This is a genomic window from Acutalibacter sp. (assembly GCF_056800975.1).
This window is the reverse complement of the sequence record NZ_JBQISV010000083.1, coordinates 1-9,228: the sequence shown is the minus strand read 5'-3', so window position 1 is coordinate 9,228 and position 9,228 is coordinate 1. Positions and strand designations below refer to the sequence as shown.

The window sequence follows — 9,228 nt, the reverse complement described above, 5'->3', positions numbered from 1 at the left end:
GCGGTCCAGAATGTTTGTGTTCGGCATTTTTCAGCCTATGGTGTATATGCTGTACATCTCCTCAGTGCTGTGCCTGATGTATCTGGGCGGCCGGGGCTATATCGGCGGCTGGAATTTTATGGGTCAGACAGTGTCCAGCGGCATCATTGTCTCCTTTTATATGTATATCTCCAAGTTCTTCAACCCCATTCAGCAGCTGGCCGAGCAGTTTGACATGCTGCAGCGCTCGTTTGCCGCGGCTGAGAAAATCTTCACAGTGATGGACATGGAGCCCCAGATTGTGGACGCGCCGGACGCCAGAGACATGGAGGATGTGAAGGGGGAGATCGAGTTTAAGGACGTGTGGTTTGCCTACAACCCCGGCGAGTGGGTTCTCAAGGGGGTCAGCTTCCACATCAGTCCCCGGCAGACCGTGGCCTTTGTGGGCTCCACCGGCTCGGGCAAGTCTACCATCCTGTCCCTGATCTGCCGCAATTACGACATTCAGAAGGGCCAGATCCTCATTGACGGGGTGGATATCAAGAAAATCACCATCTCCTCTCTGCGCAAGCATTTTGGCCAGATGCTTCAGGATGTGTTCCTGTTCTCCGGCACCATCCGGGGCAATATTGTGCTGCGGGATGAGTTCCCGGAGGAGGATATCCGCAGGGCCTGCGAATATGTGAACGCCGACAGCTTTATCTACCGGCTGGACAACGGCCTGGACGAGCCTGTGCGGGAGCGGGGCAACAACTTCTCCGCGGGCCAGCGGCAGCTGCTGTCCTTTGCCCGCACCATTATCCACAAGCCCGCGGTGATGATTCTGGACGAGGCCACCGCCAATATTGACACAGAGACCGAGCTTTTGATTCAGGACTCCTTGGAGAAGATGAAGAACATCGGCACCATGCTGATTGTGGCCCACCGGCTCTCCACCATTCAGCACGCGGACAATATCATTCTTCTGAGCCACGGGGAGATTCTGGAGCAGGGCAGCCACCAGGAGCTGCTGCGCCAGAAGGGACGCTACTACAAGCTGTACACTCTGCAGTACGATAAGGAGCAGCTGCAAAAGGCGGAAAGCCGCTAAGAGGGGGAGTCAGGACATGAAGAAAAGAAGGCCTGCAAATCTGGACATGACCCAGGGGTCGCCAGCCAGACTGCTGGTCCTGTTCGCCATTCCCATGTGGATCGGCGGGGTGTTCCAGCTCATGTACAACCTGGTGGACACCATTGTGGTGGGGCGGTTTGTCAGCATCGACGCCCTGGCGGCCATTGGCGCGGCGGCCTCAACCAGTATGTTTATCATGATGATGGGCAACGGCTTGACCAACGGCCTTTCGGTCATTGTTTCTCAGGCCGAGGGGGCCAAGCAGGAGCAGCGCATGAAGCAGGCGGTCAGCCATGCGGTATACCTGGTCCTGCTGGGGGGCCTGGCGCTGGGGCTGCTGGCCCTGTTCGGGGCGCGGCCCATGATGAACCTGTTGGGCGCGCCTGAGAACATCATAGGCCAATCGGTGACCTATATTCAGATCACCGGCGGGCTGACCATTGCCATTCTGCTTGCCAACGGCCTCATCTCCATTCTGCGGGCCATTGGCGACTCCAGAACCCCGTTGTACTTTCAGATTTTCGGCACCATTCTCAACATCGGCCTGGACCTGTTCTTTGTCTTGGCCTTGAATGGCGGCGTGGCGGGGGTTGCCTGGGCCACGGTGCTGGCGCAGGCGGTGTCGGCAGGGCTGTGCATGGCGTACATGGTCAAAAAGTATCCCCGCCTTATACCGGACCGGGCCGCTTGGCGATTTGACCGGAAGATGATAGGGGAGTACCTGCGCATTGGCCTGCCCATGTGCGCCCAGAGCGGGGTGTTGTGCGTGGGCATGTTTGTGGTCACGGCAGTCATTAACTCCTTTGGCTCTGACATTGTAGCCGCGTACACAGTGGGCGGTAAGGTAGAGCAGCTGGCCACTGTCAGCTTTTCCAATGTAGCTTTCTCCTTTTCGGTGTACGCCGGGCAGAACTATGGGGCAAAGCTGTATGGCCGCATCAAGGACGGCCTGAAAAAGGGCCTGCTCCTGGTAGGAGGGCTGGCGTTGGTGTCTACGGCAGTGATGCTGATTTTCGCAGAGCCCTTGGCCCTGATGTTCATGGAGGGACCCAGCGAGTATGTACTCACCGCCTCTGTCCGCTTTGTGCGCATTGAGGCCGCCTTTTACCTGTTCCTAGGGGCGATCTGGACGGTAAACTCTGCTCTGCGGGGGATTGGCGCGGTAAAAATTACGCTGGTGTCCAGTATTGTGGAGCTGGCCTCAAAAATCGGCTTCTCTCTGCTGCTGCCTCTTTTTATGGGATATCTGGGCATTTGGGTGGCAACACCCATTGGCTGGGTACTGGGGCTGATTCCCTCCCTGGCATACCTGCTGTTGTGGTTCCGGGCGCCGGAGAGCTTTGGCGCAGGCCGTAAAAAGAAGACACTGGTAACACATGCAAGTAAAAGTTAGCCAGCCGGCCAAAATCAAAAATGCGACAGCCCCTTTGCCAGCGATGAAAGAGCCCCGAGACATGGTCTTGTGCGCGGCAGCAAACCATAGTAATTTATAAGGGCACGGCCCTCCCGCATTTTGCACTATATAGGGAGGGCCTTCTTTTTACCGGCACACTGCCTCCCTTGCGCAAATGCGGGCTTGGGGCTTCTTCCGCAAAAACCCCCTTGCTTTTCATAAGTAAATCGTTTATGATAATAATAGATGCGTCCCGGTTCATGCTCTCCTTGTAGAGCATGAACCGGAGATGAAAGAGGTGATTGCATGAGACTGGACAAGTATCTGAAAATCTCCCGGCTAATCAAACGCCGCACGGTGGCCAACGAGGCCTGCGACGCCGGCCGGGTGCTGGTGAACGACAAGCCCGCCCGGGCCTCCTACGATGTGAAGCTGGGGGATGTGCTGGAAATTCATATGGGCGAGCGGGTGCTGAGAGCCCGGGTGCTCTCTGTCAGCGAGTATGCCACAAAAGACCAGGCCGCAAGCCTGTATGAGTTTATCTGAAGCGATACCCAAGCCAGGCAGCGCCGGTCTTTTACGGTGCTGCCTTTGTCATACCCAGGCCCTCCGGCGCATATAGTCCCAGTAAGGGGGATGAGCCAATGGCGGAGCAGCTGGATAAATTCGGAAAGCCGGAGCGGATGGGCAGGCCGGCAAAAAAGCACTGCCTGAGCCTGGATAACCGGGAGCGTCTGACAGCTACGGGTATTCAGCGGGTAGACTTTTTCAGCGATGAGCTGATCACAGCCCAAACAGACCTGGGACAGCTGAATATCAAGGGAGAGGCCCTGCATATCGAAAGCCTGAATTCCGACACAGGAGATATGCTGGTGCAGGGCAAAGTGGGCGCGGTGTCCTACACCGAGAGCGTCCCGGCGCTGTCCTTTTTCGGCAGGCTTTTCAAATGACCGGGGCGGCACTGCCAGCCGGGTGCCTGTGCCTGTTTACAGGAGCGATGCTGGGCGGGGTGTTTTTGGGGCTGAAGCTGCTGGGGCTGCTGCTGCGGGGCGGACGGCTGTTCACATTTTTCTCCGACCTGCTTTTTGGGCTGATTTGCGCCCTCACCGCCTTTGTGGTAGCCCTGGCAGTGGACAGCGGCCGCCTGCGGATGTTTCAGGCGGCGCTGCAATGTCTGGGGGCCTGGGGAACCATCGTTGCGCTGGACCCGCTGCTCAGCGGCTTCGCGGCCCGGCTGCGCAGAGTGGCCGGGAGATTGGGTGGCGCTGTCCGCCAGAGAACAGGGAGGCTGCTGCCCAAAAGAAAGCCCCGGCAGAAAACAGGGAGCCGGAGGAAGGCTCCTCGAAAACCGGGGAGGCAAGGCCGGAAGCAGCGTCTTGGTATAAAGCGTCAAAAAAATCCCTTGACAATGCTGCGTTTAAGTCGAGAAAAACCAAGCAGCCAGGTTGCTCGAAAATAAGTTCCCATCCAAAAGGAAAAAAACTTGCTCCGGGACCGAAAAAACCGAAAAAAACCCTTGAAAACATTATGTAGACTAGTATATAATGGAATAAACACAGTCAGCACTTCTCCGAAGGGCCGGCTGCCGGCAGGGAGGGAACCAACGTGCGCCAGGAGAAACAGTCAGAACAGCCCAAAAAGAAGACCCGCGGCAGCTTTCTGCTGACGCTGGCAGTGCTGGGGCTCACGCTGGTGGTGCTGCTCTCGGTGGTAGACCGGCAGATGCAGATTGCGGATAAGCGGGAGCAGCTTGAGACGCTTCAGACGCAGTTGGACGCTCAGAACCAGAAGAACCAGGAGCTGCGCCGCGCCCTGGAGGAGGAGAACGGCCTGGCCGACTATGCTGAGCGTCGGGCCCGGCTGGACCTGGGCTATGCCAAGCCGGGAGAAAAAGTGTTTATTGACATGGGCGGCGAGTAAGGCGGCCGGATACCAGGGCCGTGGCGGCGAAAACAGACAAAATCGAGGAGGAACACGGGAGATCATGGGGCTTGCGGTTGGAGAGATCTATGAGGGTAAGGTCACAGGCATCACAAAGTTCGGGGCATTTGTCAGCTTTGAGGGCGGGCAGACAGGAATGGTGCACATTTCTGAGGTAGCGCCCACCTTTGTCAACGAGATCAAGGACTTTGTCACCGAGGGACAGACGGTGAAGGTGAAGGTCCTTGCCATCAGCGAGGAGGGGAAGATCAGCCTTTCCATGAAAAAGGCCCTGCCCCCTGAGGAGCAGCACAGGCCCCGGCGGCAGGGGGGAGGCCCTGGCCAGGGCGCGGGCAGAAGGCCGGACCGTCGGCCGCCTCGCGCACCCCGCCCGGAGCCGGACCCAGGCCCTGGACGTCCCGGGGACTTTGAGTGGCAGGGACGGCGCAACGACAGCGGCAGCTTTGAGGACATGATGAGCCGTTTCAAGCAGACCAGCGACGAAAAAATGTCAGACCTGAAGCGGGGAAATGAGACCCGGCGGGGTTATTCCCGGCGGGGGGGCAAGGGCTGACCAGCCGCTGTGTCTGGAAGATGATGATTTTGGAAAAGCCTCACCGCGCGGTTGAGGCTTTTTATTTTGACAGGAGGAATGAACATGAGGGAGATCAGCGCGCAGGAAATTGCCGCGGCAGTGGAGCAGTTGTGTGTAGAGGCCAACCGCCAGCTGCCCGAAAGTCTGGAGGAGCTCATCAGCGCCGGGGCCCGGCAGGAGACCAGCCCCATTGCCCGCCCGGTGATGGAGGACCTGTGCCGGAACCTGCAGGCAGCCCGGGAGCTGAAAATCCCCATCTGTCAGGACACAGGGATGGCGGTGGTGTTCGCCCAGGTGGGTCAAGAGGTGCACATTAACGGCGACTTTGAGCAGGCGGTGAACGAGGGGGTCCGCCGGGGGTATGTGAACGGCCTGCTGCGGTGCTCTGTCGTGAAGGACCCTCTGCGCCGGGGGAACACCGGAGACAACACCCCGGCGGTGCTCCATGTCCGGCTGGTCCCAGGGGACAAGCTCCGGCTGACAGTGGCCCCCAAAGGCTTCGGCAGTGAGAACATGAGCCGTCTGCACATGTTTACCCCGGCTGCGGGGGAGGAGGAGATTGTATCCTTTGTGGCGGAGACTGTGCAAGAGGCCGGAGGAAACCCCTGCCCGCCGGTGGTGCTGGGGGTGGGTATTGGCGGCGACTTTGAGCTGTGCGCCCTGCTGGCCAAGCGTGCCCTCTGCCGGGACGTGGCCCAGAGGAACCCAGACCCCTATTACGCAGACCTTGAGGCCCGGATGCTGGCTGCGGTGAACGAGACCGGGGTGGGCCCCCAGGGCTTTGGGGGCAGCGTGACAGCCCTGGCAGTGAATATTGAAGCCTACCCCACCCATATTGCAGGCCTGCCGGTGGCGGTGAATGTAGGCTGTCATGTCACCCGGCACAAGAGCGTGGAGCTGTAAAATAATAGAGGCTTGGGCCGCAAGGTAGGTATCACCCTCTGACAGGGGGAGACGGAGCAAAGCGCATGACAGCACTGCCATGCGCTTGCCTCAGCTGCTCAGGCCTGGCGAACTAGCGGCGGACACGGAGCTTTTGCTATGACGTTCAGTCAAATAAAACGAATTGGTTTGCGGGGTATCGGTGAAATCTGATAGAAGGTTTCTTTTTTTATTTATTGCGGCCCAAATATTATAGTTTTTCCATTTCCTATTGCAATCTTTTGTAGAATGTGCTATACTGGTTTCAGGACAACAGCGACAGGTGGGCTCTCCACCTGCTGATATGTCCCCAAAAGCCCGCAATCCAGGCGGCCCTGAAGGGTCGCCGTGAATAAGGAGGAACCACTATGAAGATCACGATTATCGGCAGAAAGGTCAACCTGCGCAACAGCTTTAAAGAGCTGGTAGAGAAAAAGCTGGCTAAGTTTGACCGGATCTTCGATGAGGACGCTGAGGCCACTGTCACGGTGACAGTGGAGCGCAACCGCCAGACGGTGGAGATCACCATCCGCCAGCGGGGGATGATCTGCCGGGCAGAGGAGACCTCTCAGGATATGAACGAGGCCCTGGACCATGTGATCGCCGCCCTGGGCCGTCAGATGCGGCGGAACAAGACCCGGCTGGAAAAGGCCAAGAAGGTGGACCCAGGCCTGGTGTTCTCTGACGATTATTATGACGAACCGGACGAGGAGCTGCAGGTGGCCCGCACCAAACGGTTTGCCGTGAAGGTGATGACGCCCGAGGAGGCCATTATGCAGATGAATATGCTGGGGCATGAGTTCTTTATGTTCCGCAACGACGGCAGTGGGGAGATCAACGTGGTGTACCGGCGCAGGTCCGGAGACTACGGCCTGCTGGTTCCGGAGGAGAAGTGAGGTTTTCAGCGCCCTGCCTGATGGGCGTGGAGGGCCTGGCCGCGCAGGAACTGCGGGAGCTGGGCTGCCAGCAGGTTCAGGCGGAGAACGGCCGGGTGCTGTTTGAGGGCGGCTGGGACCTGCTGGCCAGGGCCAACCTGAACAGCCGCTTTGCGGAGCGGGTGGGGGTCCTTATGGGGGAGTTTCCCGCCCGAAGCTTTGAGGAGCTGTTTCAGGGAGTGCGGGCCCTGCCCTGGGAGGGGATGTTGAACCGGGACTCTGCGTTTCCTGTCACCGGCAGCAGCCTGAACAGCCAGCTTCACAGTGTGCCTGACTGTCAGGCGATTGTCAAAAAGGCAGTGGTGGAGCGGCTGAAGTCCAAATACGGCGGCAGCTGGTTTACAGAGGAGGGCCCGGCCTGTCGGATACGCTTCCGTATTCTGAAGGACCAGGTGAGCCTGACCGTAGATACCAGCGGGGCGGGGCTGCACAAGCGTGGCTACCGGCCCGCCTCGGTGGCCGCGCCCATGAAGGAGACTCTGGCCGCAGCCCTGGTAAAGCTGGTCCGGCTGCGGTCTAACGGGCAATTCTTTGACCCGTTCTGCGGCTCGGGAACCCTGCTTATTGAGGCCGCGACTCTGGCAATGAACATTGCCCCTGGCCTTAACCGGCGTTTTGCCGCTGAGGACTGGGTCCAGTCCCCCCAAAAGGTCTGGGCCCAGGAGCGGGAACGGGCGCGTTCGCTGGAACGCCGGAACAGCGGCTTTTATGGAGTTGGGTACGATACCGACCCGGCAGCAGTAGAGCTGACCCTGGAAAACGCCCATCGGGCGGGGGTGGGGGAGTCAGTGTCCGCCTCAGTCCGGGACATCCGGCAGTTTCAGGAGCCGGGAGAGTTTGGCTGCGTGGTGTGCAACCCACCCTATGGTCAACGCCTGCTGGACCAGCAGGAGGCCGCTGGCCTGTACCGGGAGATGGGCCGGGTGTTTCAGCCCCGGCGGGGGTGGAGTTACGGCGTCATCACCCCGGAGGAGGACTTTGAGCGTCTGTTCGGCCGTCCGGCGGACAAGCGCCGCAAGCTCTATAACGGCATGATCCGTTGTCAGTTCTATCAGTATTTCAAGGCTCCCCGGATGTAAGGAAAGAAGGAATGGGAATGAGGCTGTTCCGCTGGATGCGGGGAGAGCTGGAAACACCCCGGCTGATCCTGCGCCGATGGAAGCGCCAGGACTTTGACGCTTATGTGTCCATAGTGTCCGACCCTCAGGTGATGATCCCCGCCGGATGCCGGCCTGCCGAAACCCTGCAGGCAGCTGCGGCAGCGTTCAGCCGGGACCTGCATAACGAGGACTGCTTTGCCATTGCAGTAAAGGCAACCGGCGAGGTGGTGGGACGCATCAAGTACCAGAGCGATTTGCGGCGGTTTCAGGTGAACAGCCTTTCAGTGGGCTATGAGCTGCGCCGGGATTGTTGGGGCCGGGGCTATATGCCAGAGGCTCTGCGCGCTATGGTGACCCATGCCTTTGAACAGAAAAAGGTGGATGTGATGGCGATCAGCCACTATGCGGGGAATTTCCGCAGCCAGCGGGTGATTGAAAAGTGCGGGTTCAAGCTGGAGGGCGTGGTGCCCTGGGCCTGCAGGCGTTGCGACGGCCAGATTTGTGACGATGTGTGCTACTCCATCCTCCGCGCTGACTACTTCGCGGAGAGGCAGTAAATACCACATTACCTGGCGTCCTGACAGTGGAAAGAGAACGCAGCCCTGGCGGGGTGTGGGGCAGAGCCCCATGGCTTTGCCCCAGGCTTTCTGTCACTCAAAAAATTCCAACTATTTACTTCCGAGGTCATAAAAAGAGGGGACTCCGCAGGCGGGGTTCCCTTTTGTATTGACTGAACGAGGCGGCTCCCGATGATGCCGGGAAAGCGGCCTCTTTTTATGACATTGCGATAAACACCAGGCAAATATTGCTGTCAAGTGGGACAGAGCAAAAATCCTCAGTCATTGCAGGACATAAAAAGCAGCGCATCCTTTCCAGACTGTCGCTGCCTGTCGTTTTGCCGGAAGCGGGGGACCGATTGGCTTCCATAGGCAGAGTATAACCAGGGAGCGGCCAGCCGCTCTGTCCCTCACAGTTTGCGATAAATGGTCAGCCACATGGTGGTGAAGCATGCCAGCCCCCCAATGGCGTTGGAGATGGGCTCAGCCAGAAACACACCCTGTACTCCCAGGCCCAGCATGGGGAGCAGGAAGGTCAGCGGCACAACGATAAAGGCCTTGCGCAGCAGGGAGAAAAACACCGCCTGTTTCGCCTTGCCCAGAGACTGGAAAGCGGTCTGTCCCACAAACTGAAAGGCCATGAAAAAGAAGCCGAAAAAGTACAGGTTCAGCATATGGGCTCCGGTCTCAATCACAGCGGCGTCGCTGGAAAAAATG

At 58.8% G+C, this 9,228-nt stretch carries 12 protein-coding genes; 11 read left to right on the top strand and 1 reads right to left on the bottom strand.

Annotated features, from left to right (window positions below; genetic code table 11):
• From ACTO5E_RS08775 to ACTO5E_RS08725, 11 genes are all read left to right on the top strand, one after another.
• The coding region (locus ACTO5E_RS08775) for an ABC transporter ATP-binding protein (RefSeq protein WP_482303039.1) at positions 1–1,069 on the top strand (1,069 nt) is incomplete at its 5' end.
• Positions 1,070–1,085: 16 nt separating this feature from the next.
• Positions 1,086–2,483: an MATE family efflux transporter gene (locus ACTO5E_RS08770; RefSeq protein ID WP_482303038.1), complete on the top strand. Its 1,398-nt coding sequence runs from the start codon at positions 1,086–1,088 to the stop codon at positions 2,481–2,483.
• A 306-nt stretch (positions 2,484–2,789) separates the two neighbouring features.
• On the top strand, positions 2,790–3,029 hold the full coding sequence (locus ACTO5E_RS08765) for an RNA-binding S4 domain-containing protein (protein ID WP_482303037.1): 240 nt from the start codon (positions 2,790–2,792) through the stop codon (positions 3,027–3,029).
• A 98-nt stretch (positions 3,030–3,127) separates the two neighbouring features.
• On the top strand, positions 3,128–3,433 hold the full coding sequence (locus ACTO5E_RS08760) for a YabP/YqfC family sporulation protein (RefSeq protein WP_482303036.1): 306 nt from the start codon (positions 3,128–3,130) through the stop codon (positions 3,431–3,433).
• Positions 3,430–3,942 carry a spore cortex biosynthesis protein YabQ gene (gene yabQ / locus ACTO5E_RS08755; RefSeq protein WP_482303035.1) on the top strand — a complete coding sequence of 171 codons (513 nt, stop codon included), beginning with the start codon at positions 3,430–3,432 and terminating at the stop codon, positions 3,940–3,942. Before ACTO5E_RS08760 ends, yabQ begins: the two co-directional genes overlap by 4 nt.
• A gap of 146 nt (positions 3,943–4,088) precedes the next feature.
• Complete coding sequence (locus ACTO5E_RS08750; RefSeq protein WP_482303034.1) at positions 4,089–4,403, top strand: FtsB family cell division protein; 315 nt, start codon at positions 4,089–4,091, stop codon at positions 4,401–4,403.
• A 64-nt stretch (positions 4,404–4,467) separates the two neighbouring features.
• Positions 4,468–4,977, top strand: a complete 510-nt coding sequence (locus ACTO5E_RS08745; RefSeq protein WP_482303033.1) for a S1 RNA-binding domain-containing protein — start codon at positions 4,468–4,470, stop codon at positions 4,975–4,977.
• Positions 4,978–5,061: 84 nt separating this feature from the next.
• Positions 5,062–5,901, top strand: a complete 840-nt coding sequence (locus tag ACTO5E_RS08740; protein ID WP_482303032.1) for a fumarate hydratase — start codon at positions 5,062–5,064, stop codon at positions 5,899–5,901.
• Positions 5,902–6,287: 386 nt separating this feature from the next.
• Positions 6,288–6,815: a ribosome hibernation-promoting factor, HPF/YfiA family gene (gene hpf / locus ACTO5E_RS08735; RefSeq protein ID WP_482303031.1), complete on the top strand. Its 528-nt coding sequence runs from the start codon at positions 6,288–6,290 to the stop codon at positions 6,813–6,815.
• Entirely contained in the window at positions 6,812–7,933 is a 1,122-nt protein-coding gene (locus tag ACTO5E_RS08730; protein WP_482303030.1) for a THUMP domain-containing class I SAM-dependent RNA methyltransferase, read from the top strand. The genes hpf and ACTO5E_RS08730 overlap by 4 nt, the downstream gene beginning before the upstream one ends.
• An 11-nt stretch (positions 7,934–7,944) precedes the next feature.
• Positions 7,945–8,511: a GNAT family N-acetyltransferase gene (locus ACTO5E_RS08725; protein ID WP_482303029.1), complete on the top strand. Its 567-nt coding sequence runs from the start codon at positions 7,945–7,947 to the stop codon at positions 8,509–8,511.
• Between the two features lie 410 nt (positions 8,512–8,921).
• On the opposite strand, the gene ACTO5E_RS08720 is transcribed toward ACTO5E_RS08725, so the two are convergent.
• Positions 8,922–9,228 (bottom strand): MATE family efflux transporter (locus ACTO5E_RS08720; protein WP_482303028.1); only part of this gene is annotated, 307 nt, incomplete at its 5' end.

Coding starts and splice junctions, on each gene's coding strand:
- hpf (WP_482303031.1), top strand. CDS start 6,288: ATGAAGATCACGATTATCGGCAGAAAGGTCAACCTGCGCAACAGCTTT.
- ACTO5E_RS08770 (WP_482303038.1), top strand. CDS start 1,086: ATGAAGAAAAGAAGGCCTGCAAATCTGGACATGACCCAGGGGTCGCCA.
- yabQ (WP_482303035.1), top strand. CDS start 3,430: ATGACCGGGGCGGCACTGCCAGCCGGGTGCCTGTGCCTGTTTACAGGA.
- ACTO5E_RS08725 (WP_482303029.1), top strand. CDS start 7,945: ATGGGAATGAGGCTGTTCCGCTGGATGCGGGGAGAGCTGGAAACACCC.
- ACTO5E_RS08765 (WP_482303037.1), top strand. CDS start 2,790: ATGAGACTGGACAAGTATCTGAAAATCTCCCGGCTAATCAAACGCCGC.
- ACTO5E_RS08760 (WP_482303036.1), top strand. CDS start 3,128: ATGGCGGAGCAGCTGGATAAATTCGGAAAGCCGGAGCGGATGGGCAGG.
- ACTO5E_RS08745 (WP_482303033.1), top strand. CDS start 4,468: ATGGGGCTTGCGGTTGGAGAGATCTATGAGGGTAAGGTCACAGGCATC.
- ACTO5E_RS08740 (WP_482303032.1), top strand. CDS start 5,062: ATGAGGGAGATCAGCGCGCAGGAAATTGCCGCGGCAGTGGAGCAGTTG.